Source organism: Pseudonocardia oceani (assembly GCF_019263585.2).
Taxonomy (GTDB): Bacteria; Actinomycetota; Actinomycetes; order Mycobacteriales; family Pseudonocardiaceae; genus Pseudonocardia; species Pseudonocardia oceani.
In genome coordinates, this window is record NZ_JADQDF010000001.1 from 1,728,685 (window position 1) to 1,754,467 (window position 25,783).

22 protein-coding genes are annotated in these 25,783 nt (G+C 73.8%); 7 read left to right on the forward strand and 15 right to left on the reverse strand.

All coding sequences use genetic code 11. From position 1 onward, the window contains the following. Positions 1-31: 31 nt before the first annotated feature. The 3 genes from I4I82_RS08505 to lipP1 are packed head-to-tail and all read right to left on the reverse strand — an operon-like array spanning position 32 to position 2,752. A complete protein-coding gene (locus I4I82_RS08505; RefSeq protein WP_218595611.1) occupies positions 32-862 on the reverse strand; it encodes a hypothetical protein in 831 nt (276 codons plus the stop codon). After that, positions 859-1,773 carry an ATP-binding cassette domain-containing protein gene (locus I4I82_RS08510; protein ID WP_218590172.1) on the reverse strand — a complete coding sequence of 305 codons (915 nt, stop codon included), beginning with the start codon at positions 1,771-1,773 and terminating at the stop codon, positions 859-861. The genes I4I82_RS08505 and I4I82_RS08510 overlap by 4 nt, the downstream gene beginning before the upstream one ends. Positions 1,774-1,822: 49 nt before the next feature. Then, positions 1,823-2,752 carry a LipP1 family hormone-sensitive lipase gene (gene lipP1, locus I4I82_RS08515; protein ID WP_218590171.1) on the reverse strand — a complete coding sequence of 310 codons (930 nt, stop codon included), beginning with the start codon at positions 2,750-2,752 and terminating at the stop codon, positions 1,823-1,825. A 131-nt stretch (positions 2,753-2,883) separates the two neighbouring features. Here lipP1 and I4I82_RS08520 point away from each other — a divergent pair, with 131 nt between their 5' ends. Further along, a complete protein-coding gene (locus I4I82_RS08520) occupies positions 2,884-4,464 on the forward strand; it encodes a long-chain-fatty-acid--CoA ligase (protein WP_218590170.1) in 1,581 nt (526 codons plus the stop codon). A 6-nt stretch (positions 4,465-4,470) separates the two neighbouring features. Here I4I82_RS08520 and I4I82_RS08525 read toward each other — a convergent pair whose 3' ends face one another. After that, on the reverse strand, positions 4,471-4,926 hold the full coding sequence (locus I4I82_RS08525) for an NUDIX domain-containing protein (RefSeq protein ID WP_226369945.1): 456 nt from the start codon (positions 4,924-4,926) through the stop codon (positions 4,471-4,473). Positions 4,927-5,062: 136 nt separating this feature from the next. On the opposite strand from I4I82_RS08525, the gene I4I82_RS08530 reads away from it, so the two are divergent. From I4I82_RS08530 to I4I82_RS08540, 3 genes are all read left to right on the forward strand, one after another. After that, positions 5,063-5,878, forward strand: a complete 816-nt coding sequence (locus I4I82_RS08530) for a DUF427 domain-containing protein (RefSeq protein ID WP_218590168.1) — start codon at positions 5,063-5,065, stop codon at positions 5,876-5,878. Positions 5,879-5,903: 25 nt separating this feature from the next. After that, positions 5,904-6,935 (forward strand): LLM class F420-dependent oxidoreductase, encoded by a 1,032-nt coding sequence (locus I4I82_RS08535; RefSeq protein ID WP_218590167.1) that lies wholly within the window; start codon positions 5,904-5,906, stop codon positions 6,933-6,935. Between the two features lie 89 nt (positions 6,936-7,024). Beyond that, complete coding sequence (locus I4I82_RS08540; RefSeq protein ID WP_218590166.1) at positions 7,025-7,789, forward strand: hypothetical protein; 765 nt, start codon at positions 7,025-7,027, stop codon at positions 7,787-7,789. Between the two features lie 3 nt (positions 7,790-7,792). Here the strand turns inward: I4I82_RS08540 and I4I82_RS08545 are convergent, their stop codons facing one another. Beyond that, on the reverse strand, positions 7,793-8,281 hold the full coding sequence (locus I4I82_RS08545; protein ID WP_218590174.1) for a nuclear transport factor 2 family protein: 489 nt from the start codon (positions 8,279-8,281) through the stop codon (positions 7,793-7,795). Between the two features lie 216 nt (positions 8,282-8,497). Between I4I82_RS08545 and I4I82_RS08550 the strand changes: the two genes are divergently transcribed. After that, positions 8,498-12,250 (forward strand): multifunctional oxoglutarate decarboxylase/oxoglutarate dehydrogenase thiamine pyrophosphate-binding subunit/dihydrolipoyllysine-residue succinyltransferase subunit, encoded by a 3,753-nt coding sequence (locus I4I82_RS08550; protein ID WP_225921243.1) that lies wholly within the window; start codon positions 8,498-8,500, stop codon positions 12,248-12,250. A gap of 2 nt (positions 12,251-12,252) precedes the next feature. Beyond that, complete coding sequence (locus tag I4I82_RS08555; RefSeq protein WP_218590164.1) at positions 12,253-12,438, forward strand: DUF6104 family protein; 186 nt, start codon at positions 12,253-12,255, stop codon at positions 12,436-12,438. Between the two features lie 184 nt (positions 12,439-12,622). Here I4I82_RS08555 and I4I82_RS08560 read toward each other — a convergent pair whose 3' ends face one another. Beyond that, positions 12,623-14,236: a hypothetical protein gene (locus I4I82_RS08560; RefSeq protein ID WP_218590163.1), complete on the reverse strand. Its 1,614-nt coding sequence runs from the start codon at positions 14,234-14,236 to the stop codon at positions 12,623-12,625. Further along, positions 14,233-15,501 carry a hypothetical protein gene (locus I4I82_RS08565; RefSeq protein WP_218590162.1) on the reverse strand — a complete coding sequence of 423 codons (1,269 nt, stop codon included), beginning with the start codon at positions 15,499-15,501 and terminating at the stop codon, positions 14,233-14,235. The genes I4I82_RS08560 and I4I82_RS08565 overlap by 4 nt, the downstream gene beginning before the upstream one ends. Positions 15,502-15,535: 34 nt before the next feature. Between I4I82_RS08565 and I4I82_RS08570 the strand changes: the two genes are divergently transcribed. After that, positions 15,536-16,843 (forward strand): O-antigen ligase family protein, encoded by a 1,308-nt coding sequence (locus I4I82_RS08570; RefSeq protein WP_218590161.1) that lies wholly within the window; start codon positions 15,536-15,538, stop codon positions 16,841-16,843. Here I4I82_RS08570 and I4I82_RS08575 read toward each other — a convergent pair. The 8 genes from I4I82_RS08575 to I4I82_RS08610 are packed head-to-tail and all read right to left on the reverse strand — an operon-like array spanning position 16,725 to position 25,700. After that, complete coding sequence (locus tag I4I82_RS08575; RefSeq protein ID WP_218590160.1) at positions 16,725-17,744, reverse strand: glycosyltransferase family 2 protein; 1,020 nt, start codon at positions 17,742-17,744, stop codon at positions 16,725-16,727. The genes I4I82_RS08570 and I4I82_RS08575 overlap by 119 nt on opposite strands. Next, positions 17,737-18,765: an NAD-dependent epimerase/dehydratase family protein gene (locus I4I82_RS08580; RefSeq protein ID WP_226369946.1), complete on the reverse strand. Its 1,029-nt coding sequence runs from the start codon at positions 18,763-18,765 to the stop codon at positions 17,737-17,739. The genes I4I82_RS08575 and I4I82_RS08580 overlap by 8 nt, the downstream gene beginning before the upstream one ends. Positions 18,766-18,791: 26 nt before the next feature. Continuing rightward, entirely contained in the window at positions 18,792-19,976 is a 1,185-nt protein-coding gene (locus I4I82_RS08585; protein ID WP_218590158.1) for a glycosyltransferase, read from the reverse strand. Then, complete coding sequence (locus I4I82_RS08590; protein ID WP_218590157.1) at positions 19,973-21,124, reverse strand: glycosyltransferase family 4 protein; 1,152 nt, start codon at positions 21,122-21,124, stop codon at positions 19,973-19,975. Before I4I82_RS08590 ends, I4I82_RS08585 begins: the two co-directional genes overlap by 4 nt. Further along, positions 21,121-22,419: an oligosaccharide flippase family protein gene (locus I4I82_RS08595; protein ID WP_218590156.1), complete on the reverse strand. Its 1,299-nt coding sequence runs from the start codon at positions 22,417-22,419 to the stop codon at positions 21,121-21,123. Before I4I82_RS08595 ends, I4I82_RS08590 begins: the two co-directional genes overlap by 4 nt. Beyond that, positions 22,416-23,609, reverse strand: coding sequence for a glycosyltransferase family 4 protein (locus I4I82_RS08600; RefSeq protein ID WP_218590155.1), 1,194 nt, complete (start codon positions 23,607-23,609; stop codon positions 22,416-22,418). The genes I4I82_RS08595 and I4I82_RS08600 overlap by 4 nt, the downstream gene beginning before the upstream one ends. After that, the gene (locus I4I82_RS08605) at positions 23,596-24,705 is read right to left on the reverse strand and encodes an NAD-dependent epimerase/dehydratase family protein (RefSeq protein WP_218590154.1); all 1,110 of its coding nucleotides are present in this window, start codon (positions 24,703-24,705) and stop codon (positions 23,596-23,598) included. The genes I4I82_RS08600 and I4I82_RS08605 overlap by 14 nt, the downstream gene beginning before the upstream one ends. Then, positions 24,702-25,700: a beta-1,6-N-acetylglucosaminyltransferase gene (locus I4I82_RS08610; protein WP_218595612.1), complete on the reverse strand. Its 999-nt coding sequence runs from the start codon at positions 25,698-25,700 to the stop codon at positions 24,702-24,704. The genes I4I82_RS08605 and I4I82_RS08610 overlap by 4 nt, the downstream gene beginning before the upstream one ends. Positions 25,701-25,783: the final 83 nt, after the last annotated feature.

A 25,783-nucleotide genomic window follows, 5' to 3' on the forward strand; every position in this document is an offset into this window, starting at 1 on the left:
GGGCGGTGGCATTCCGGGCGCACCCACTTGCTCACGTGACGTCCCGCCGTCCCCCGACCCACCCGGCCAGCGCGGCGCCCGCGGCCGTCCACCCACCCAGCACCAGCAGCGCACCCCACCACGGCGGCGGCGCGGCCACCCCCGCGGCCAGCCCCAGCAGGTCCGACGCGCTCGCCGGCCCGCCCAGCACCCGCGCCGGCACGTCGTAGACCGCCACCTCGCCCGCGTTCACCGGCAGCCACGCGCTGAGCGCCGCCACCGACGGCGAGTCGTTCGCGGTGAGCAGCAGCGACAGCAGCGGCTCGCCGAGCAGCACGTAGACCAGCAGCAGCACGAGCACGGTGACCTGGTTGCTCAGCACCGTGCCCAGCGCGACGCCGAACGCGCCCCACAGCGCGCACACGGCCGTGCCGATCCCGACGACGGCGAGCAGCGCGCCCGGCTCGGGGAACTGCGCGCTCTCCTGCCCCGCCAGCCCGCCCGCGACCCCGACCACCGACGTCACCAGTGCGTAGACGGCGCCGACCGCGGCCGCCACCAGCGCCTTCGCCGCGAGGACGGCCCCGCGGCCGGGGGTGGTGAGGTAGGTCGTGGTGATCGTGCGGTGCCGGAACTCCCCCGCCGCCGACACCGCGCCGTGCACGCCGGCGAACGTCGCCGTCAGCGCGAGGGAGTAGGCCAGCGAGGCCAGCAGCAGCGGCAGGGCGTCCTCGGCGTCGGAGCCCCCGCCGAGCGCGAGCGTGAACACGCCGCCGAACAGGTTGACCAGCAGCGTCAGCAGGGCGACGGGGACGAGCAGCCCCCACCACAGCTTCGTCGACAGCGTCTTGCGCAGCTCGCTGCGCAGCAGGGCGGCGATCACCGGGCACCCGCCGTGAGGCCGAAGTAGAGCTGTTCGAGGTCGACGCGCTCGGCCTCCAGGCCGTGCACGGCGACACCTGCGGCCAGCGCGACGTCACCGACGCGGGCCGGATCGGCACCGGTGACGGCCAGGCGCCCGTCGCGCCGCGCCTCGACCTCGGGTATCCCGGCCTTCGCCAGAGCCTCGGCGAGGCGGGCCGGGTCGGGCGTGGCGACGAGCACCCGCGGCCGCCCGCGCAGGCGCGCCAGCGGGCCCTGGTGCACGCAGTGCCCGCGGTTGACGACGACGACGTGGTCGACGGTCTGCTCGACCTCCGCGAGCGCATGGCTCGACACCAGCACCGTGCGCCCCTGCGCGGCGAACCCGCGCACGAACGTCCGCAGCCACGCGATGCCCTCCGGGTCGAGCCCGTTGGCCGGCTCGTCGAGCACGAGGACCTGCGGGTCGCCCAGCAGCGCGGTGGCCAGCGCCAGGCGCTGCTTCATGCCCAGGGAGAACCCGCCGACCGGCCGGTTCGCCGCGGTGTCGAGGCCGACCGCGCGCAGCACGTGCCCGACCGCGACGTCGGGCACGCGGATCGCCGCCGCGCACACCGCGAGGTGCGCCCCAGCGGTGCGCGCCGGGTGGAAGCCCTGTGCCTCGAGCACGGCGCCGACGACCCGCGCCGGGTGCGGCAGCTCCCCGAAGCGCAGGCCGTTGATCCGCGCCTCGCCCGACGTCGGCGCGACGAGCCCGAGCAGCATCCGCAGCGTCGTCGTCTTCCCGGACCCGTTCGGGCCCAGGAAGCCGGTGACGGTGCCGCGCTCGACGGCGAAGCTGAGGTCCTCCACCGCACTCACCGGCCCGAACCGCTTGGTGAGCCGCTGTACGGTGATCCGTCCGCTGCCGTCGTCGCCCCGCGCTGCCGTCACCGGCCCGATCCTGCCGCACCGGGCCCGGGCGGGGTCCCGGACGCCCGGGTCAGCCCGCGAGCGCGGCCCGGACGGCGGCCCCCGCCGCCTCGTAGGACCCGCGCGTGTGCCCGATCGCGCCGGCCAGCCACCAGAACCCGTGGATCATGCTCGGGTTCTGCAGGTGCGTCACCGGTACGCCCGCCCCGGACAGGGCGGCGGCGTAGGCGTCGCCCTCGTCGCGCAGCGGGTCGAACCCGGCGGTGATCACCGTGGCGGGCGGCAGGTCGGCGTGGCTCGCGGCCCGCAGCGGCGAGACGTAGGGGTCCTCCACGAGCGTCGGACTGGAGAGGTAGTGGCTGTAGAACCAGTCCATCGCGCTCTTGGTGAGCAGGTAGCCCTCGCCGTTCTCCACCCGCGAGACGTACTCGCCGCCCGCGTCGACCGCGGGGTAGATGAGCAGCTGGTGGGCGATGGCGGGGCCGCCGCGGTCGCGCGCCATGAGCGTGACGGCCGCGGCCAGGTTGCCGCCCGCGCTGTCGCCGGCCACCACGAGCCGGGTGGCGTCGACGCCGAGTTCGGCGGCGTGCTCGGCCACCCACGCCGTGGCGGCGTAGCAGTCGTCGGGCGCGGCGGGGTACACGTCCTCGGGCGCCTTGCGGTAGCCGACCGACACGACGACGGCGTCGACGATGTTGGCGAGCAGCCGGCACGGCTTGTCGGCCACCTCGATCGAGCCGATCACCCAGCCGCCGCCGTGGAAGTACAGGATCACGGGCTTCGGGCCGTCGCCCGCGGGCCGGTAGACCCGCACCGGGATCTCGCCGGCAGGGCCGGGCACGACCCGGTCGGTCACGTCGGCGACCTCGGGCTCCCCCTGCAGGTCGATGAAGGCCATGCCCATCTCCCGCGCCTCCGGCACGGTCATCTCCGCGAAGTCCTTGGCCCCCTGCGCCGCCATCGCGTCGAGCAGTCCCCTGGCCTGTGCGTCGAGCGTCATCGCTCTCCTCAGTGTCGTGGATGTGGATCGGACGCAACACGGTCGCGGCCGCTGCGTCAACGCCTTCTCCCCGGATGTCCGGATCGCTATCGTCGGCTCGCGCATGTGCCGTGCGCCACAGGGAGGAACGCATGACCGGCTCGACCCTCGATCTCTCCACCGCGGCCGCCGACTTCACCGCCATCCTGGGCCACTGGGAGGCCGAGCGGCCCGACGCGCCCGCCGTCACCTTCGCGGGCACCACCCGCACCTGGGCCGAGTTCGCCCGCCGGGTCCGCCAGAACGCGGCGGCCCAGCGCGCCGCCGGCCTGCGGCCCGGCGACCGCGTCGCCGTGCTCGACCTCAACCACCCCTCGTGCGTCGAGCTGACGCTGGCCTGCGCGCAGGTCGGCACGGCCAACGCCGTCGTCAACTTCCGGCTCGCGCCGCCCGAGATCGTCTACGTCGTCAACGACTCGCAGGCGCGGATCCTGTTCGTCGGCCCGGAGTTCGCCGGGGCCGTGGCGCAGGTGCGCGACAAGCTGCCCGCCGTCGAGCAGGTCATCCACGTGGGCGGCGACACCGACGAGTACGAGGCCTGGATCGGCGCGCACGAGCCCGACCACGAGGTGCACCCCTCGGCGCCCGGCGACTGCTTCGTGCAGCTCTACACCTCGGGCACCACCGGCTTCCCCAAGGGCGCGATGCTCACCCACGCCGGGATGCTCGCGCACGCCACGAACGTCATGGCCGACTTCGACGTCGACGCCGACTCGCGCGTGCAGGTCGCCATGCCGCTGTTCCACGTCGGCGGCACGAGCTACGTGCTGCTCTCGATCGCCTCGGGCGCGCACTCGTTCATGATGCGGATGCCCGACCCGGCCGCCGCGCTGGAGATGCTGGAGCGCGAGCGGATCACGCACACGTTCTACGTCCCGGCGCTGATGGCCGCGATGCTGCAGGTGCCCGGCGTCGCCGACCGCGACTACTCGTCGGTGAAGGCCCTGTCCTACGGCGCGTCGCCGATGCCGCTGCCCGTCATGCGCGGGTGCCTGAAGCTGTTCCCGGACGTGATGCACCAGGTCTACGGCATGACCGAGCAGTGCGGCGTCGTCAGCTCGCTGGGCCCGGAGGACCACACGGACCCGGCCGCCGAGCACCGCCTGATCTCGGCGGGCACGCCGATCCACGGCGTCGAGATCGAGATCCGCGATCCCGCCACCGGCGAGCCCGTCGCCACCGGCGAGCCCGGCGAGATCTGGGTCCGCTCGGCGCAGGTCATGGGTGGTTACTGGGGCAAGCCGGAGGCCACCGCCGCCGCGATCACCGAGGACGGCTGGCTGCGGTCGGGCGACGGCGGGCACAGGGACGCCGATGGCTACGTCTACGTCACCGACCGCATCAAGGACATGATCATCAGCGGCGGGGAGAACATCTACCCGGCCGAGATCGAGCGCGTCCTGGCCGAGCACCCGAGCGTCGCCGACGTCGCGGTGATCGGCGTGCCCGACGAGCGGTGGGGCGAGGTGCCCAAGGCCGTCGTCGTGGCGGCCACGGGCGCGGAGATCGACGAGGCGGCGCTGCTGGCCTGGTGCCGCGAGCACCTGGCGTCGTTCAAGTGCCCCAAGTCGGTCGACGTGCTCGACGAGCTGCCCCGCAACCCCACGGGCAAGATCCTCAAGAAGGACCTGCGCAAGCCGTACTGGGAGGGCAAGGACCGCCAGGTCGTCTGACGGTCCCTACGCGAAGCCGAAGGCGGTGATCACCGGCAGGTCGCCGCGGCGCAGGCCCTCGAGGACGAACAGCTCGTGCGGGACGACGGGCTCGGGCAGCGCGTCGAGCGGGTACCAGCCCAGCCCGGCGCTCCGCTCGGGCTCCATCGTGCGCGGCTCGCCGGTCCAGCGGCGGCAGGCGAAGAAGAAGTCGACGCGCTCGTCGATCTCCAGGCCGTTGCCGTGCGTGCGGTGCATGGTCGTCAGGGGGACGAGGTCGCGCTGCTCGACGACGATCCCCAGCTCCTCGGCGGCCTCCCGGCACGCCGCAGCGAACACCGGCTCGTCGGCCTCGACGTGCCCCGCGGCCGCGGCGGCCCAGAAGCCGTCGCGGTAGCCGGTGCCCCGGCGCAGCTGCAGCAGGACGCGCTCCCCGGCGTCGATCAGCAGCACGTACGCGGCAGGCACGACCCGGAACCCCACGGGCGGCGACCCTACCCGGGCCCCCGCACCCCGGCTCGCACACAGGCCGCGGGGCTCGCACACAGGTCCGGCCCTGTGTGCGAGCCCCCGGAGCTGTGTGCGAGCCGGGGGTTGCGCACCGGAGGACAGTCGTCCCATGGCGGTGCGGATGGCGGAGCACGTGGCGGGGTCCTTCGGTGAGCTGCGGGTCGAGCCCACCCCGGTGCGGCTGCGGGCCGCCCTCGACGGCGTCCCGGCCCTCGACACGACCGAGGCCCTGCTCGTCTGGGAGCCCGGACGTGTGGTGCCGCAGTACGCGGTGCCCGCCGCGGACGTGGTGGCCGAGCTCCTGCCCGGCGGCGACGGCCCCCGCTACGGGCCCGGAGCCCAGCCGCTGGGCCCCGAGGGCCGTTCGGTGCTGACGCCCGACACCGGCTTCGGCGTGCACACCAGCGACGGCGAGCCCCTGACGATCCGCCTCGGCGGCTCCGAGCGGGTGGGCGCCGCGTTCCGCCCCGCCGACCCCGAGCTCGCCGGCTACGTGTTCGTCGACTTCACGGCGCTGGACTGGACCGAGGAGGACGAGCCGGTCGTCGGCCACCCCCGCGACCCCTTCCACCGCGTCGACGCCCGGCAGTCCTCGCGGCACGTCCGGATCGCGCTGCACGGGCAGGTCCTCGCCGAGAGCCGGCGCCCGGTGCTGGTCACCGAGACGTGGCTGCCGGTGCGCTGGTACCTCCCGCCCGAGGACGTCCGCACCGAGCTGCTGACGCCGAGCACCACCGTCACCGAGTGCGCCTACAAGGGCGTCGCCCGCTACGACGCCGCCGGCGGCCGCGACATCGCCTGGCGCTACCCGGAGCCGCTGCCGGGCTCGGAGGCGCTCGCCGGGCTCGTCTCGTTCTTCACCGAGCACGTCGACGTGCGCCTCGACGGCGTCGACGTGACGCGTCCCGTCTCCCCCTGGACGTGACGTGACCCGTCGGTAACATCGCCGCATGCTGCTGTCGACTCAACTCCAGTACGGCGACGACCCGATCAACAACGCCGAGGCGGTGGTCGGCCTGGAGAAGGCGGGGCTCGACGTCGTCTGGGTGGCGGAGGCGTACAGCTTCGACGCCGTCTCGCTGATGGGCTACCTCGCGGCGCGCACCGAGCGGCTCCAGATCGGCTCGGGCATCCTCCCGATCTACAGCCGCACCCCCACCCTCACCGCGATGACGGCGGCGGGGCTCGACGCCCTGAGCGGCGGCCGCATGATCCTGGGCCTGGGCGCGTCCGGCCCGCAGGTCATCGAGGGCTTCCACGGCGTCCCCTACGACAAGCCGGTGGCGCGCACCCGCGAGGTCATCGACATCTGCCGGCAGGTGTGGCGCCGGGAGAAGGTCCAGCACGAGGGCCTCTACTCGATCCCGCTGCCCGAGGGGCAGGGCACCGGGCTGGGCAAGCCGCTCAAGCTGATCAACCACCCGAAGCGCTCCGACATCCCGATCTGGATCGCTGCGCTGGGCGACAAGAACGTCGAGCTGACCGCGGAACTCGCACAGGGCTGGCTGCCCCACGTCGTGCTGCCGGAGCGGATGCGCGAGACGTTCGGCGCCGCCCTCGACGCCGGCACCGCGAAGCGCGCCCCCGAGCTCGGCACGCTGCAGATCACCGGCGGCGGCATCCTCGCCATCGAGGACGACATGATGGACGGCGCGCGGCAGATGCACCGGCACATGAGCGCGCTGTACCTGGGCGGCATGGGCGCGCGCGGCAAGAACTTCTACAACACCGTCTTCCAGCGCCAGGGCTACGCCGACGAGGCGAAGACCGTGCAGGACCTCTACCTCGACGGCAAGAAGCAGGAGGCCGCGGAGTCGCTGCCCGAGGAGTTCCTCGCGCACACCTCGCTGATCGGCCCGCCGTCGTTCGTCAAGGAGCGGATCGCTGCGCTGCGTGAGGCGGGGGTGACCCACCTCCACGTCAACCCGATCAGCACCGACCCGCAGAAGGTGTTGTCGCAGGTGAAGGAGTGGCTGCAGTAGGTGACGGGGGGCCCGTGTCGGTGACGAGCGGTGACCGGATCACACTCTGAGGAGTACCGGTCCTCGTCACCGACCCCCGGGAGCGTGCGTTGCTCGACCTCGTCATCGCCACCTCCGACGACCCGATGGGGCCGGAGCAGTACCGGTTCGTGGCGACGGACGCGTGGTGGCTGGGCAGCTTCGGCGCTCACCAGCACCTGACCGAGCACCGGCTGCGCACCTGGATCCCCGCACAGCCCGACCGCGACTGGCTGCTCGACCGCTCCCTGACCGGCCGCCAGCGCTGGCTCAGCGGCTCACTGGAGCAGGCGCAGGAGGACGGGTTCGAGCTGCACGACGTCGCCCCGGTCGGGCTGTTCCGGGCGCCCTACGGCGAGTTCCACCGCGAGCGCGACCGCTGCGTCGAGCCCTCCCAGCGCCGCCGCGGCAGCTGGCAGGCGCCGACGCCGGAGTTCCTCGAGCGCCTGCCCCGCGACCCGGCCGCGCTCCTGCAGCGCCTGCAGGACGACCACCCGGGCCGCTGGGCGTCGCCGTTCAGCGGCGCCGTCGACGTCCTGCGCACCTGCCTCGTGCCCGCAGACCTGCGCGGGGTGCTCTACCAGGCGCTCACCGGGCTGCCCGGCGTCACGCTCGCCGACGGCACGGCGGCCTTCGACGGCCGCGAGTGCCTCGTCCTCGTCCACGACGCCGGGCGCACCCGCACCGAGCTGATGATCGACATCGCCGACGGCCAGTTCGCGGGCGAGCGCGACACCACGCGCACCGAGTCGCGCTGCGACCTGCCGCTCCACACGCTGATCGGCGAGACGGCCGTGCACAGCGCGATCGTCGACGAGCTGGGCGAGCAGCCCTAGCGGCTACCGCAGCGGCTGCTCCGCCCCGCCGTGGTCGGACTCCGGCCGCGGCCCGTGGATGCGCCGCTCGGACTCCTCGATCGGCACGTCGTCGATGCTCGCCTCCCGGCGCCGCATGTAGCCCTCGGCGTCGAACTCCCACAGCTCGTTGCCGTAGGAGCGCCACCACTGCCCGTCGACGTCGCGGCACTCGTACTGGAACCGGACCGCGATCCGGTTCCCCTCGAACGCCCACAGGTCCTTGCGCAGCGCGTACTCGAGCTCGCGGTCCCACTTGCCGCGCAGGAACTCCGCGATCTCGGCGCGGCCGGTGACGAAGCGGTCGCGGTTGCGCCAGACGGAGTCCTCGCTGTAGGCCGCGGCGACCTTCTCCGGGTCGCGGGTGTTCCAGGCGTCCTCGGCGGCCTGGACCTTGCGGGCGGCGGTCGTGGCGTCGAACGGGGGAAGCGGTGGGCGGCTCACGGGCGTCCTCTCCTCGGGGGCCCGGATCATCCCGCGCAGGGCCGGACGGCGCACCCGCCACCACCTGGTGCCCGATGTCTCCCCGCCGTCACCTCTGCCGCGATACCCGCGTCGGACGTCGGGGACTAACCTGGCGTGAAGTCCCGGCGAAGACGCGATCCGATCAAGGCGGTCCACAGCGTGTCCAGCAGCAGTACCTCGAACCCGGCCAGCGACTTCGGTCCCAACGAGTGGCTCGTCGAGGAGATGTACCAGCGCTTCCTCGACGACCCGTCCACGGTCGACCCCGCATGGCACGAGTTCTTCGCCGACTACCGTCCCGGGGACGGCACGCCCGCCGACACCAACGGCGCCGCCGCCTCGCCGTCGACCGAACCCGGCCCGGCACCGACGCCGAAGGCCGAGCCCGCGGAGCCCAGCGAGGACCGCCGCACGGCCGACCGCGCCGCCATGGAACCGCCCGCCGCCAACGGCGCAGCGCCCGCGAAGAAGGAGCCCGGCCGCACCGCGCCGGAGAAGGCCGCCCCGGAGAAGAAGGCCGCCGCGCCCGCGGAGAAGAAGGCCGCGCCCGCCGCGGAGAAGGCGAAGCCCGCCGCCGGCTCGTCGAGCCAGGCCGCGAAGCCGAGCGCCCCGATCGGCGGCGACGGCGAGTCCACGCCGATCCGCGGTGCCGCCAACGCCGTCGTCAAGAACATGAACGCCTCGCTGGCCGTGCCCACGGCCACCAGCGTGCGCGCGGTGCCCGCGAAGCTGCTCGCCGACAACCGCGTCGTCATCAACAACCAGCTCAAGCGCACCCGCGGTGGCAAGATCAGCTTCACGCACCTGATCGGCTACGCGGTCGTCAAGGCGCTTGCCGCGTTCCCGGTGATGAACCGCCACTTCGTCGAGGCCGAGGGCAAGCCCACCGTCGTCCAGCCCGACCACGTCAACCTCGGCCTGGCCATCGACCTGCCCGGCAGGAACGGGCAGCGCTCGCTCGTCGTCGTCTCGATCAAGGGCTGCGAGGCGATGACCTTCGCCCAGTTCTGGTCGGCCTACGAGGACATCGTCCGCAAGGCCCGCAACGGCGCGCTCACCGGTGAGGACTTCGCCGGCACCACGATCAGCCTCACCAACCCGGGCACGCTGGGCACCAACCACTCGGTGCCGCGCCTGATGCAGGGCCAGGGCACGATCGTCGGCGTCGGCGCGATGGAGTACCCGGCCGAGTTCCAGGGCGCCAGCGACGAGCGGCTCGCCCAGATCGGCATCAGCAAGATCATCACCCTGACGTCGACCTACGACCACCGCATCATCCAGGGTGCCGAGTCCGGCGACTTCCTGCGCCGCGTCCACCAGCTCCTGCTGGGCGAGGACGACTTCTACGACGACATCTTCCGCTCGCTCCGGGTGCCCTACGAGCCCGTGCGCTGGGTGCAGGACATCCCCGACGGCGCCGTCGACAAGACCGCCCGCGTCATCGAGCTGATCGACGCCTACCGCACGCGCGGCCACCTCATGGCCGACACCGACCCGCTCAACTACCGTCAGCGCCGCCACCCCGACCTCGACGTCCTGTCGCACAGCCTCACGCTGTGGGACCTCGATCGCGAGTTCGCCTGCGGCGGCTTCGGCGGGCGCGAGCGGATGAAGCTGCGCGACGTGCTGGGCCTGCTGCGCGACTCCTACTGCCGGACCGTCGGCACCGAGTACATGCACATCGCCGACCCCGAGCAGCGCACCTGGCTGCAGGAGCGCATCGAGGTCCCGCACCAGAAGCCGCACGCGGCCGAGCAGAAGTACATCCTGTCCAAGCTCAACGCGGCCGAGGCGTTCGAGACGTTCCTGCAGACCAAGTACGTCGGCCAGAAGCGGTTCTCCCTCGAGGGCGGCGAGACCGTCATCCCGCTGCTCGACGCGGTGCTCGACAAGGCCGCCGAGCACGAGCTCGACGAGGTCGTCGTCGGCATGCCGCACCGCGGCCGGCTCAACGTGCTCGCCAACATCGTCGGCAAGCCGATCAGCCAGATCTTCCGCGAGTTCGAGGGCAACCTCGACCCGGGCCAGGCCCACGGCTCCGGCGACGTCAAGTACCACCTGGGCGCCGAGGGCAAGTACTTCCGGATGTTCGGCGACGGCGAGACCGTGGTGTCGCTGGCGTCCAACCCGTCGCACCTCGAGGCCGTCGACCCGGTCCTGGAGGGCCTCGTCCGCGCCAAGCAGGACCTGCTCGACAAGGGCGAGGGCGGCTTCACCGTCCTGCCGCTGATGATGCACGGCGACGCGGCGTTCGCGGGCCAGGGCGTCGTCGCCGAGACGCTCAACCTCGCGAAGCTGCGCGGCTACCGCACCGGCGGCACCGTGCACGTCGTCGTCAACAACCAGGTCGGCTTCACCACCGCCCCGGAGCACTCGCGGTCCTCGCAGTACTGCACCGACGTCGCGAAGATGATCGACGCGCCGGTCTTCCACGTGAACGGCGACGACCCCGAGGCGTGCGTCTGGGTGGCCAAACTGGCGGTGGAGTACCGCGAGCGCTGGCACAACGACGTCGTGATCGACATGATCTGCTACCGCCGCCGCGGCCACAACGAGGGCGACGACCCCTCGATGACGCAGCCCGCGATGTACGACGTGATCGACGCCAAGCGCAGCGTCCGCAAGATCTACACCGAGTCCCTGATCGGGCGCGGCGACATCTCCATGGAGGAGGCCGAGCACGCGCTCAAGGACTTCTCCAACCAGCTCGACCACGTGTTCAACGAGGTCCGCGAGCTGGAGAAGACCCCGGCCGTCGCGTCGCCGTCGGTGGAGGACGAGCAGTCCATCCCCACCGACCTCGACACCTCGGTCCCGCTGGAGGTGCTGCACCGCATCGGCGACGCGCACGTCGAGCTGCCCGAGGGCTTCACCGTGCACCAGCGCGTCAAGCCGGTGCTGGAGAAGCGCCACAAGATGTCGCGCGAGGGCGACATCGACTGGGCCTTCGCCGAGCTCATCGCGATGGGCGCGCTGGTGATGGACGGCAAGCTGGTGCGCCTGTCCGGGCAGGACAGCCGCCGCGGCACGTTCGTCCAGCGGCACTCCGTCGTGATCGACCGCCGCACCGGCGAGGAGTACTACCCGCTGCGCAACCTGAGCAAGGACCAGGAGCGCTTCCTGCCCTACGACTCGGCGCTCTCGGAGTTCGCGGCCGTCGGCTTCGAGTACGGCTACTCGGTGGCCAACCCCAGCGCGTTCGTGGCCTGGGAGGCGCAGTTCGGCGACTTCGTCAACGGCGCGCAGTCGATCATCGACGAGTTCATCTCGTCCGGTGAGGCGAAGTGGGGCCAGACCTCCGACGTCGCGCTGCTGCTGCCGCACGGCCTCGAGGGCCAGGGCCCCGACCACTCGTCGGGCCGCATCGAGCGGTTCCTGACGCTGTGCGCGGAGGGGTCGATGACGGTCGCCGTGCCGTCGGAGCCCGCCAACTACTTCCACCTGCTGCGCCGCCACGCCATGGACGGGATGCAGCGCCCGCTGATCTGCTTCACGCCGAAGTCGATGCTGCGCAACCGCGCGGTCGTCAGCCCGGTCTCCGACTTCACCGGCGGCCGGTTCCGCTCGGTGATCGACGACCCGCGCTACCGCGAGAACGACGGGCCCGCGGGCGACGTCCAGCGCGTCCTGCTGTGCAGCGGCAAGATCTACTGGGAGCTGGCGGCGCAGCGCGAGAAGCGCGGCGTCGACGGCGTGGCGCTGGTCCGCATCGAGCAGCTCTACCCGGTGGCCGACCGCCAGCTCGCCGCCGTCCTCGACCGCTACCCCAACGCCGAGGACATCCGCTGGGTGCAGGAGGAGCCGGCCAACCAGGGCGCGTGGCCGTTCCTCGGGCTGGTGCTGCCGGAGAAGCTGCCGCGGCTCGTCGGCTGGCGCCGCGTCTCGCGCCGCCGGATGGCCGCTCCCGCCGCGGGGTCGTCGAAGGTGCACGAGGTCGAGCAGAACGCCCTCATCGACGAGGCCTACGAGGACCTGTAGCGATGTACTCCACCGACCGGGGCATCGAGGAGCTCGCGCAGCGCCGGGAGGGCGAGTCGGTCAGCATCGAGTGGCTGGCCGACCGCCTGCAGGCGTTCGTCGACCTCAACCCGGCCTTCGAGGACGCCGTCGAGCGGCTCTCGACGTTCCTGGCCCGCGACGACGCCGACGACGACCCCGACTCCTGACGCCCGCTCCGGCCTACCCAGCCGTGCACGGACCGCCAACTCGCCGGGCGGGAACGGCAAACTCGCGCCCCATCTCCGCGAGTTGTCCGCCCGACCGCGCGAGTGTGCCGCCGGTGCCCGTCGACGTGGCCGTGTCGGGGCGGGACTCGGCGGGGCCGCATGCCGAAGCGTCGCGGCGACGCGTTCATGACGGCGCGGGGCCGCACGAGAAGTCGGCCCGCTCGTAGACCGAGAGCGGGTTGTTCCAGCCCCACTCGATCGAGCGGACGAGCCGGTAGGCACCGCCCAGCGGGGCGACCTGCGGGTCGCTGTCGATCGACAGGATCATCTCCGGTCGGCGTTCGAGCAGCACGCGTCCGACGGAGGACGCCGGCTCGAACCAGCGCTCGTCGACGATGCCGTAGAAGTTGCGGACCTCGGCGTCCGCGGTCCGGGCGAGCTCCGCGTCGGTCAGGCCGCGCACGTCGACGATCTGCAGGTGTGGCAGCGCGAACCCGAAGTGGCCCATCTCGGAGAACGCCGCCGACTGCCCCGGTCCCAGGCAGGCGACCTGGTCGGGCGCCGTCGCCCAGAGCCGGCTGAAGGCACCGTCGAAGTCCGAGTTGCCGTTCTCGATGAGCGTGCGGTCGTCGACGCCACCGGCGCGCCACACCGGTGACCAGGCCGATGTCACCGGCCAGCAGGTCACGGCGAGCACGACCGCCACGAGCAGTCCGGCCGGGGCCCACCGTCCGCGGGCGACCGACCCGCCCACGACAGCGACGAGCCCGACCACCACGAGCACCGTGATCGACGGGATCACCGGGGCCAGGAACCGGGCGCCCCGCATCCAGTCCCCGCCGGACCGGAGCACGAACGCCCCCTGGAACAGGACGACGGCCGGCAGCGGCACGAGGTGCCGACGCCGCCAGGCCACCACCGTGCCCACGCCGACGAGCGCCGCCAGCACGAGCAGCGACGCGTCGGCACCCGGCCGGCCCAGCACGTCCCAGACGGGCTGGCTCTTGCGGATGTAGCGGGCGCCCGACGCCAGGCCTTCGAGGAGCCCCTCCTCCTTCGCGTAGTAGGTGTTGGGCAGCAGCGCCCCGAAGTGCGCCAGGCGCAGCGCCGTGGTCGCGGCGACGGCGAGCAGCGGGGCGAGCACCCACGCCGACCGGCGTCCGGCACCGGCGCCCCCCGGCACCGCGGCGGCGAGCGCGAGCACCAGCACCATCCCGATCGACTCCGGCCGCGCCAGCGCCAGCGCCGTGGCCAGTGCGGCCGTGGTGCCCGGACGCCGCTCGCCCCCGCCCCCGACCAGGAGCGCGACCAGCAGGGTGGTGAGGAACGCGACGAGGCTGGTCTCGAGACCGTTCGTGGCCGACACCGCGAGGGGCCAGGAGGCCCCCACGGCGACGAGCGCGACGACCTGCGCCCAGTGCGGAACGCCCACCGCCCGGACGAGCCGGACGGAGGCGACGCAGGTGAGGACCCCGAAGACGATCGACATCAGCTTCATCTTCAGCAGGACGACGCCGCCGGGGAGGAGCGCCGACCCGACCGTCAGGGCCAGGTGCAGCGGACTGCTGAACCCCTCCACCGGGACACCGGCGTTGAACGCGAGCCCGGCGCCCGACAGCACGTTCCGGGCGTAGCGGGCGGTGATGAGGGCGTCGTCGGGCGAGTAGTGGAAGGTCAGCACCGACACCGCCAGGAACGGCACGACGGCCCACAGGTGGTCCCACCGGGAACCGGTCGGCGGGTGCCCGGCGCCCCGGCCGCCGCCGACCGCGCCCGCCCTCGCCACCACACCCGTCACGGCGTGGTCCGGTCCTCGATCAGCCCGGCCTCGCCGAGCGCGGCGACCAGCGAGCCGAGCACCTCTCCGCGCGCCCAGGAGCCCTGGACCACCGGTCGGCCCGTCGGACCCGCGTGCACGGTCCGGGCGAAGTCGTTGAGCGGGGTCAGCACGTGCACGGGGTGGTTCGTGTACCCCTCGACCTCGACCAGTGCGGGCGAGTTCGGGTTGGCGAAGCCGGGATCGAGGCGGGGCGCGAGCCAGATCGGCCCGTGCGTCACGTTCCTGATGCTGAACGCCGGGAAGTCGGGGGTGCCGTCCCAGGTCCAGTAGCCGCCCTCGACGCGGATGTTGCCCGAGGTCCCGAGCGCGACGTGCTGGCGGGACACGAACTCGATCGGCGAGGCGAGGAGGACGAGACCGGAGAAGCCCCGCTCCTCCACCCCGGGCCCCTCCTGCAGGATCCCGTACTCGGAGAAGCCGAGGTGCGAGCGGACGACGGCGAAGTTGTCGGTCCCGACGCCGTCGGGCAGGAACACGCTCGACCGCGCGTTGCCGTCCAGGAACGAGTTCGTGACGAAGTGGTCGAAGTGGTTGTCCCGCTCGAAGACCACACCGTCGGTGTTGCCGTTCAGGGCGCACGAGTCCAACGTCGCGTGGTCGGACCAGTCCCCGAAGCAGGCTCCGGCGCCGAACTCGACGCCCACCACCCGGCGGGCCGTGGCCCCGTGGCTGTGCCGGCCGGGCCCGTCACCGGAGAAGCGCAGCCCGATCGAGCCCTCGGAGGCGCCGTGCCCGCGCAGCGCGATCCCCTCCAGCTGGACCCACGAGCGCCGCACCCGCACCAGCGAGGTCATCGCCTGCTGCGCGTCCCCGTCGATCGGCCGCAGCACCGAGCCGTACACCTCGTCGAGGTTGTCGTCGTTCTTGTCCCGGCCCCAGGAACCCGCGATGTTGACGTGCCGGTCCACGTCGAGCTCTGCGGAGAGGCGGTAGGCCTGCCCCGGGGGCACGGGCGGCACCCACAGGGTCGCCCCCTCGGGCATCTGGTCCACCGCCGTCCGGAACACCGGGTAGGCGTCGAACGACTCGTCCGCGGTGTCGACGGTGCCGAACTCGCGGACGTCGACGCCCTCGGGCCCGCCCGCCGACAGCGTCCTGGGTGCCGCCGCGGCCGGCGCGGCGCACGCCGCGACCGGGGCGAGCGCCCCGAGAGCCGCGGCGGCACGGATGAGCTCCCTGCGCGACCGGCCCCCTCGCCGTGCACCCTCACGTCCGACGTCCACGGCGTCCCTCCCCTGCGCTCGGTACTGTGCCGACGTGCATCCCCGTGGCGAGCCGCCCGCCGTGCGCCGGCCGCGGCACCGGGCGGTCACGGTCGTGGTGGCGCTGCTCCCGCTGTCCTACGTGCCCCACGAGATCGTGCGCACCGACATCCGGTTCACGTTCCTCACCGCGGCACTGGTCGTGGCGCTGGGGATCCGCTACCGCGTCACCGCCGGCCCCCTGCGGGGCGTGGAGGTGCTGGCGGTCGCCCTCGCGACGTGGGCGGTGTCCCGGTTGCTCCTCATCGCCCCGCTCGACGGGGCGCCCGTGGACCTCGCCGCGGCCCAGCGCGTGATCGTCGCGGTCGGCTGCGGACTCGTCGTGCTCCGCATCGCGGCGCGCCCCGAGCTGCGACCCGCCGTCGTCCGGGGGCTGGGCGCGGCGCTGGCGGTCATGCTGGCCGCGGAGGCCTACCAGTTGGCCGTCGGCCTGCCCGCGCTCCTGTCTCTGGGCTACGAGGCGCCGGACTTCAACTACAACACCGCCGAGGGCTCCTACCGGCCCTTCGGGACGCTGGAGTCGCCGGTCGTCTTCGGGATCCACCTCGCGATGGTCGGGCTGGCGGTCGTGCTCGCCGCCCGCGGCCGGGCGGCGGTGGTCGCCGGCGTCGCCGGATCCGCAGGACTCGTGCTGACCCAGACCCGCAGCGCGTGGCTGGCGGTCCTGGTCGCCCTCGCGGTGGCACTGCTCCTGCAACCCAGGGCCGTGCGCGGCACCAAGCTGCTCGTGCTCGTGCCCGTGACCTGGGCGCTCTCGCTCGTCGGGCTCCTGCGGCCCGACCTGATCGCGGCCGTGACCGGTCGGCTCGGCACCATCACCGACACGTCGGACACGTCGAGCTCGGTGCGCCTGGACCTGTGGCAGGGCACCGTCGCCGCTGCCGCCCGCCGCCCGGTCGAGGGCTACGGACCCGCCGAGTTCGGTCTGGCGATGCGGCCCTTCGTCGGCTCGCTCGCCGAGTTCGGCCACCCGCACGACACCTACCTCCAGATCGTCTACCTGTACGGGACCGTCGGCCTCGTGCTCTTCGTCGCCCTGCTCGGGGCGATGCTGGTGCTCGGCGCCGGCGACCCGGGCGCCACGGCGGACGCCCGCCGGTACCGGATCGCGGGGGTCGCCGCGATCGTCGCCTACGCGGTGGGCTCGCTCTTCGAGTCGACGTGGGTCAGCTTCAACATCATCGTCACGCTGTTCCTGATGGCCGGTCTCGCCGTGCCCGTGCCGACGGCCGCCCCGCGGGACCCCGGCCCGCACCGAAGCGCGCCGGGTACCGGGTCAGCAGGGGCTCGGCCACCAGCGTGACGTTGCGCAGGGCCCAGCGGAGCGAGCCGGTCGGCGCGTGCTCGCTCAGCCACCACAGCGCCTGCACCCGGCGGGTGGTGGAGAACGGCCGTCGGGCGAACGCCACGTTCCAGATCCCGTGCTCGGAGTGGAAGTCGGGGTGCTCCCGGCGGAAGTGCCGGGCGTCCACGGCCAGCTTGTCCAGGCCGAGCGTGCTGCCGCCCGCCGCCTTGGTCAGGGCGTGCACGTGCATCGCGCTCGCTCCGCCCACCAGCACGACGCGTCGGCCCAGCTCACGGATCCGCAGGACCATCACCGGGTCGTAGTAGCCGGCCCGGTAGCCCTCGTCGACGCCGCCGACCTCCTCCAGCACCTCGCGGGGGAAGACGTTGAGGTTGAGCGTCATCGAGGCGGGCTCGCAGGTCACCTGCGTGGGGCGCAGTACCGACTGCCGCACCAGTTGGGTCGCGTAGTCACCCAGGTTCAGGTACGGGAAGGCGCAGCCGACGTCGGGCCGCATCGCGACCTCCAGCAGCGTCTGCAGCGCGCTCACCGGGTGCGGCAGGATGTCGTTGGCCATCAGGCCGACGTAGGGCTCGGAGAGCAGCCGCCAGCCCGTGTTGTAGCCCGCCGCCAGGCCGATCTCGTGGCCCGCGTGGTGGTAGCGGACCCCGATGCTGTCGCAGACCGCGCGCAGGTCGTCGTCCGCGCCGGGGCTGCCGTCGACCAGGACGATCGAGCCGACCACGGGACTGCGGCGGAGCAGCCGCAGGCCCAGCTCGGTGGTGCGGGCGAGCAGGGCGCGGCCCTCGTCGTCCGGTGAGTTCCAGTAGTGGTTGACGACCATGCCGAGCACGGGCGCCGCCGCGTCGGGCACGCCGACGTCGGGCATCTCGGCGTCGGGCATGTCGGCGTCAGGCATGCCGGCGCTCCGTCAGGGCGAACTCGAGGGTCCGCCGGACCTCGGACTCGTCGTGGGCCTCGAGGTACCAGTCGATGGTGGACCGCAGCCCGGTCTTGAAGTCGATCTCCGGCTCCCAGCCGAGCAGCTCGCGGCACAGCGTCAGGTCCGACACCCGGTTGTACGGACCGGTCGGCTTGGAGGGGTCGAACACGAACCGCGCCTCCCGTCCCATGTAGGCGAGGACCTCCCGGGCGCACTCGACCACGCTGGTGCGCTCCATCGTGCCGATGTTGACCGCAGTGCCGTCGTGGATCTCCTCGGCGGCGCGGATCGTGCCCTCGACGATGTCCTGCACGTGCGTCCAGTTGCGCACCTGCTCGCCGGTGCCCCAGATCTCGAACGGGTCCTGCCCCGTCATCGCCCGGGCGATCATCGCCATCACGGCGTGGCTCTCCGGGCAGCGCGGCCCGTAGGCGGTGAAGTACCGGACGGACGCGGCGGCCAGCCGGCCCTCGGCGCAGTAGGCCCGCAGCGTCAGCTCGCCCATCAGCTTGGCCCACCCGTAGAGGTTGTCGGCCGCGTACGGCGGCGCCACGAGGCCCTCCGTGAGGTAGAGGAGCTCCCCGGGGTCGTTCTGCAGGTGCTCGGGGTAGACGCAGCCCGACGACGCGAAGACGACCTTCTCCGCTCCCGCCCGCTCGGCGCTGCGGAAGACCATGCCGTCGAGCACGAGGTTGGTGGAGCAGGCGACCTGGTGCAGATCGATGTAGCCCCGCCCCCCGTGGTCGGCGGCGATGTGGAACACGACGTCGGTCCCGGCGGTGGCGGCGTCGACGACGTCGGACCGCAGCAGGTCGGCCTCGCGGAACTCGACGGCTCCGCTCGCGATGTGGTCGGCGATGTTCTCGCGGCGCCCGCTCGACAGGTTGTCGACGACGCGGACCCGCGCCCCGCGACCGACCAGCGCATCCACCAGGTGGGACCCGATGAAGGACGCGCCTCCGGTGACGAGTACGTGCTTGCTCTTCCAGTCGTGCACGGTCGTGCTCCTCAGCTCTTCGCCGGTCATGCCGGGTTGGGGGTACGGACGTCGGGGTCGAGGGTCCACGGCACCGGGGACCGGGGAACCGGGATGGAACGGGGGACGACGGGCTGCTGGAGGGGGATCCCGGTGACCTCCCCGGCGGCCAGCAGCAGTGCGCGGCGGTGGCGCGCGGGTGCGAAGCGCTCCGCGGTGAGCCGGACGGTCGCGTGGTCCCAGTCGTGGCGGACCACCTGCCTGACGGCATCCGCCACGTCGGCGCCGGTCTCGGGCACGAGCAGTCCGTTGACGCCGTGCAGCACGGTCTCCCGGTACCCGCCGCGGTCGATCGCGACGGTCGGGGTTCCGGCCTGGGCGGCCTCCACCGGGGTCAGGCCGAAGTCCTCGTGCGCCACCGCCAGCAGGACGGACGCCTCGGCGTACAGGCTCGCCAGCTGCTCGTCGGACACGCGGCCGAGGCCGTGCACGCCCGGCCAGCTCGAGCCGATCTCCTCGGTGCCCGCCCCGACCACCACGAGCGGGATGCCCGCCCGCCGTGCGGCGTCCGCCGCGAACGCGAGGTTCTTGTAACCACGCCGACGCGCGACGCACAGCGCGAACACGTCGGGCAGCGCGAACCCGCTCCCGCCCTCGCGCCCGGCTGCGGGCATCGCCACCGGCGGGTGCACGACGGGCGCCTCGATGCCGTACGCCCGCCAGATGCGCTCGCGCGTGACGATGGAGTTGGCGATGTAGCGGGTCACGCGGGACGCGGCGGTGCGGTCCGCCCGGCGCAGGTAGCCCGACATCATCCGCAGCGAACCCCGGCGGAGCGCGCCGATCTGCGCGGAGTAGTCACCGGTCTCGTACAGCCAGCGCGCGGGACTGTGGCAGTAGGCGACGATCGGCACCTCGGCCCGGAACCCGTGGGCGAAGCCGGACGTGCTGGCCAGCACCCAGTCGACGGGTCCCGACACGCGGATCGACGACGCGACGAGCGGCAGCACCGGCAGGAACGACGCCACGGAGCCGGCGAACACGCGGTTGCCGCCGAACGGTGGCAGCACGACGGCCCTGCCGCGGAACTCGGGGAAGGTGTGGTGGGGCGCGTAGGCCATCGTGTAGATCGGCGCCTCGGGGAACAGTCTGCTCCAGGTGGCGACCACGCGCTCGGCGCCGCCGAACTGGGTGAGGTAGTCGTGCGCGATCGCGACCCGGGATGCGCTCACGCGGTCCTCCCGACCGGGGTGCCCGCGTGCGTCAGGTCGTCGTAGGCGCGGGCCCAGGTCCGGGAACGCACGACCGCGCGGCCGCGCTCGGCCACCTGCTCGCGCAGGGCCTGATCGGCGAGCAGCCCGGCGATCGCGGTGGCGAGGCCGTCCGCGTCCCCCGGCTCCACGAGCACCGCGCCGTCGCCGACGGCTTCCGGCAGCCCACCGGCCCGCGTGCAGACGACGGCGGCCCCGCTCGCCATCCCCTCCAGGGCGACGAGCCCGAACGGTTCGGGCCACACCGAGGGCACGACGACCACACGGGTGGAGCCCAGGAACGCGGGCACCTCGCGCGGGGGCAGGAAACCCCGGAACGCGACGTCGAGGCCGCGCTCGCGGACCGTACGCCGCAGCCCGCGCTCGTAGGCCGCAGGACCCCCGTCGACGTGCAGGTGGGCGGCGCCGGCGAGCTCGGCGCGAACCACCACTCCGCGCTCCCGGAGCCTGGTCAGGGCGTCGACGAGCACGTGCACCCCCTTCTCGGGAACCATGCGGCCGACGAAGGCCACGTCACTCGTGGGCCCGGCGCCGGCGCCGGCGAACGCATCGGCCTCCACGCCGCTGTGCACCACGTGCAGCCGACGGGGATCGAGCCCGCAGCGCCCGGCCAGGTCGTCGGCGAGGTAGCGGCTCACGCTGACCACCCCGTCCCAGTGAGCGGCGAGGCGCCGGACCGCGGCGAGGGGAACCCGCTGGAGCAGCCGGTTGTGGGCGTAGACATGGATCTCCGCGTCGGGGAAGCGGTGCCGGAACACCGGGGCCATCCAGGGCTGGTTGTGCAGGTAGACGTGCGTCGGGCGCGACCGCGCGGCGTCGGGGTCGATGCGGTCGCGCCACCGGAACGGCCGTCCGAGGAGCGTCTTCGCCGCCGCGTCCGCGGCGCGGTGCAGCAGGCCGGTCCGCTCGGGCAGCAGCAGGCCCTCGCGGTCGGGGCGCCCCTCCACCTGGTCGGTGCCGACCACGAGGAAGGCCGGCACCCCGCGCCGCCCGGCCTGCTCGCACAAGCTCCGGGCGACGGCCAGCACCGCGGAGGCGTTGTCCTCGGCCACGCTGTCGACGAGGACGTGCCACTCGCACCGAGGAGGCGCCGGCGTCACGCGGTTCACCGGGCCCTCCAGGAGGGGACGACCGCGGCGACATCGGCCCGGCGCAGCACGACCAGCGACCCCGCGCCGAGCCCGCTGAACCGCACGAACGCCACGGCCCGCACGGACCACACGACGGCCTGCGTGCCGCTCACCGTGACCGCGGCGCCGACCGCACCCCACGTCGGTACCGCCAGGACCATCCCGACGAGGGTCACCAGCACCCCGCCCGCCTCGGTCAGCGACACGACGCCCGGTCGACCCTGACCCGCGAGCACCGAGGCGAGGGAGGTGGACCCGGCGGCGAGCACCCCACCGACGACGAGGATCTGCACGGTCACCGCGGCGTCGCCGAAGCTCTCGCCGAAGACCAGCTCCACGAGCGGCCTCGCGACCAGCGCCACTGCGGCTCCCATCGTCAGCGACGACCAGGTGACGAGCCGGACGACCCGGGCGGAGGCGGCCCACCCGTAGCCGCCGGCGACGCGCGTGAAGAGGACGGGCGCCGCGGCCCGGTAGAGGATCCCGGGCAGCTCGGCCACCGTCACCGACACCGCGTAGAGCCCGAGCGCCCCCGCGGGGAGGACCACGGCGAGGAACAGCTGGTCGATCCGCGCGTTCACGACCGAGCTCAGGCCGGTGGCCCAGGACCGCGCGCCGTAGCCGACGAGCTCGCGGCGCGTGGGGTCCGGGGCCGGGACCGCCGACACCGCCACCGGACGGCGCCGCAGGAGCACCAGCCCGACCACGGTGCCGGACGCCAGGTACACGGCGGTCACCAGCTGCGCCGAGCCGGACCCGGTGAGCAGCACGCCGGAGCAGGCGACCAGCCGCAGCACCGGACCGAGCACCGCCTCGAGGTTCAGCCGCCCCCAGGCGCTCTCGCCCTGCCGGCACGCCCGCAGGACGGCGAGGAAGATCCCGGCGATGACGGCGGTCCACAGGACCCGGACCACCGTGACGTCGAGCCCGTGCTGGTCGGACACGACCGGTGCGAACCAGAACAGCGCGGCGTAGGACAGCGCCCCCGACAGCGCCAGCAGCGGCAGCGCCAGCTGGACCAGGCGGGTCGAGCCGGTACCGCGGGCGCGGTAGAACGCGATCGCCGCGGGCACACCGATGGTGGCGATCGCGTCGGCGAAGGTGAGGGGCGCGAGAACGGCCGCCATCTGGCCGCGACCCTCGGGGCCGAGCACGCGGGCGAGGACGGGAGCCAGTGCCGCGGCGCCGAGCGGCCCCGCCGCCATGGCCGCGGTGTTGATCGCGATCGTCCGGGCGCCGCGGCTGATCACGGGCCGTCCCGCGTCGATGGTCATGCTCCGCGGCCGACCGCGGGGAGGACCGGGCCGCGCGCACCCGTCGACCGGACGACGGCGTCGACACCGGCGACCAGCCGGTCCGACGAGAAGCGCTCCGCTGCGACGCTCCGTGCCCTCTCCCCCATGCGGCGGGCCCGCCCCGGGTCCGACGCGAGCTCCGCGACCGCGGCCGCGAGCGCCTCGGCGTCACCGGGCGGGACGAGCAGCCCGGTCTCCCCGTGGGTGAGGATCTCCGGCAGCGCTCCTGCGGAGGAGGCGACGACGGGCAGTCCCGCCAGCATCGCCTCGACGACCGTCAGCCCGAACGGCTCCGCGGCCACGCTCGGGTGCACGCACACGTCCACCGCCGGCATGAGCTCGCGCACGTCGTCGCGGTGACCGAGGAAGGTGACCCGGTCGGCCAGGTCGAGCCGGGCGACGAGGCGGTGGAGGTCGGCGAGGGCCGCGTCCTCCGCGAAGGCCGGACCGCCGACGAGCAGGAGGTGCGCGCCGGGCACCGCTGCGACGGCGGCGACCGCCACGTGCTGCCCCTTCCACGGAGCGATGCGGCTGAACACGCCCACGACCGGGCCGTCCGGGAGACCGAGCCCGCGCCGGAGCGTCGCCCGGTCGGACGGGGACCCGGGGGCGGCTCCGACGCCGTTGGCCACCACGTGCACGAGCGCCCGCCGTCCGCCCGCCGCGACGAAGGCGTCACCGGCGGCCACCGAGGGCACGACGACCGCGGCGCACCGGCGGTTGGCCAGGGCGGTGACGAGCCGCCGCTGCGCGGTCCCGAAGTGGTCGTCGTCGAGGATGTCGTGCAGGTGCCACAGCAGGGGTCGGCGAGCCCGCCGGGCCGCGAAGGCCGAGACGACGAACGCCTTCTGGGAGTTCGCGTAGACGAGGTCGGCGTCCTTGGCGGCCGCCGCGACCACCCGGACCGTCCGGAGCAGGCCGCGGGCCACGCGCAGCACCGATCCGGCCAGCGGCCGGTCCCGGCGGATCCGTCCGAGGTCGGGCGCGCCTGCGGCCACCGTGCACGGCACGCCCCGCGCCTCGAGCGCGGCGCGCAGCGGCCCGTCGGCGAGCAGCAGCACGTGCCCGCCCACACCCGCCGCGACGTCGAGCAGCACCCGTTCCGCGCCACCGACCTCCCCGGTGTGGCCGACGAACAGCACGGTGGGCCCCGGGTCAGCTCCGTCCATCGACCAGCACCTCCGCCGGCGGGCGGACCCCGGTCTCGGCCGCGATCCAGGTCAGCAGGCGGCGCAGTCCCGAGTCGAGCGTGACGGTCGGGTGGTACCCGAGCCGCTCCGCAGCTGCCGCGAGGTCGGCGTGGGCGGCGCGCACGTCACCGGCGCGGTAGCGGCCCGACACGCGGGGCGCGGGGGCGCCGCAGAGCCCGGCGATCCGCTCGGCGAGGTCGAGCAGCGTCACCGGCTCGCCGCTGCCCACGTCGACCGTGGTGCGGGCGCCGTCGTCGAGCGCCGAAGCCGCCACCAGCGCCGAGACCACGTCGTCGACGTACACGAAGTCGCGCAGGATCCGACCGTCCTCGAACACCTCGATCCCCTCGCCGTGCAGACCGAGCCGGGCGAAGAGCGTGACGATCCCGGTGTAGGGGTTGGTGAGCGACTGGCCGGGCCCGTAGACGTTCTGCAGGCGCAGCACCGACAGCGTGCACCCGTGCGCGGCGGCCCACGCCCCGAGCAGGTGCTCCTGGGCCAGCTTGGTGGCGGCGTAGATGTTGGTCGGGCGGGGTTCGGTGGTGCTCGCGCTGTGCGCCAGCGGCCGCGCCGGCACCTCCTGGAGCTCCGGGTCCCAGCGCCCGGCCTCGAGCGCGCCGGCGTCCCGGGCGGGCGGGTAGCAGGTGCGGCCGACCGCGTCCGCCCACGCTCCCTCGCCGTACACGGCGCGCGAGGACGGCAGCACGAGCGCCCGGGGCACCCGACGGTGGCGCGTCAGCCCGTCCAGCAGCCGTGTGGCGCCGACGACGTTGACCATGCCGTGCCGGCTCGCCTCGGTCAGCGACTGGCCCGTGCCGGTCTCGGCGGCCAGGTGCACCACGACGTCCGGACGCGTCCGTGGGAGCAGCGCGTCCCACAGGGCGGGGTCGGTGACGTCGCCGAGGACGCGCTCGACCCCGGCGGGGAGCAGGGCCGGCCACTCACCGGTGGCGTGCACCTGCGGGTGCAGCGAGTCCACCACCGACACGCGGTCGCCGGCCTCGTGGAGGCGAGCCGCGAGCCGCGAGCCGATGAAGCCCGCCCCGCCCGTGACCAGGACGCTCCTGGCGCTCATCGGAGCACCTGCTGCGCAGCCGGCACCGGAGTGCCCAGGACGTGCGCATCGAGCGCGTCGAGGACCGCGTCGTCGGCGTCGAACTTGCGGGCGAACGGCAGGCCGGACGCCAGCAGCTCGTCGAGGTCGTCCAGGCCGAAGACGTCGGGCCGCCCCGAGGCCGGGCGGCTCCAGCGGATGTGGTGCAGGGGGGCGTTCTCGACGACCAGCCGCGGGTCGTTGCCCACGAGCGTCTGGGTGGCCGCCTCGACCGGGATGACGGTGGCGGCGAAGTGCCGCACCAGCTCGGGGTGCTCCCGTACCCGGTCGAGCAGGCTCTCGACCGCCGGGCGCGACAGCGCGTACCAGGTCGAGCCCACCCACACGGGCTCGCCCAGCCCGACGGGCGATCGCCGTGGCCGGAGACCGACCTTCGTCCGGAGCTCCAGCGCCTCGGGGAACCAGTAGACGCGACCCACGTCCTGGACCCGGTTCAGCACCCGCAGCGCCAGCACCCGCGCGGGCGCGACACGCCGACGGACCGCCGACGGCACCCTGTCGACCCACGCCCAGCGCGGCAGGTCGGTGTAGCGGTAGAGGTACCGGCGCTGGTACTCCCGCCGGCGGCCGAGGTGCGGGACGTCGTCGAGGCGGTCGGCCTCCAGCACCGCGTCGGCACCGCAGGACGCCAGCCGCTCGTGCAGCACCGGCAGCGGCTGCAGGGGGTAGTCCTGCTCGGACAGCAGCACCGTCCAGTCGAACTCGACGTGGTCGAGCATCCAACCCAGCACCCGCCAGCGGATCGCCTCGAGGGTCATGTCGCCCCACACCACCGGGTGGTCCGACGTGTGCAGGTGGACGTCCAGGCCGTCGAGGACGGCCTCGTCGAGGTCCGATCCGAAGCGGTCGTGGTGGACCACGAGCACGCAGCCGGGATCGGCCCGCCGCAGCGTGCGCAGCAGGCGCAGCAGCATGTCGGGCGAGCGGTACGAGGTCACGAAGTACGCGATGCGCATCGGGGAGCGCCGTCCTGTGTCGGGGACGCGCCGATCGGCGGAGGCGGGGAGCCGGGGAGTCGCCGGGCGGGGAGCGTCGGGTC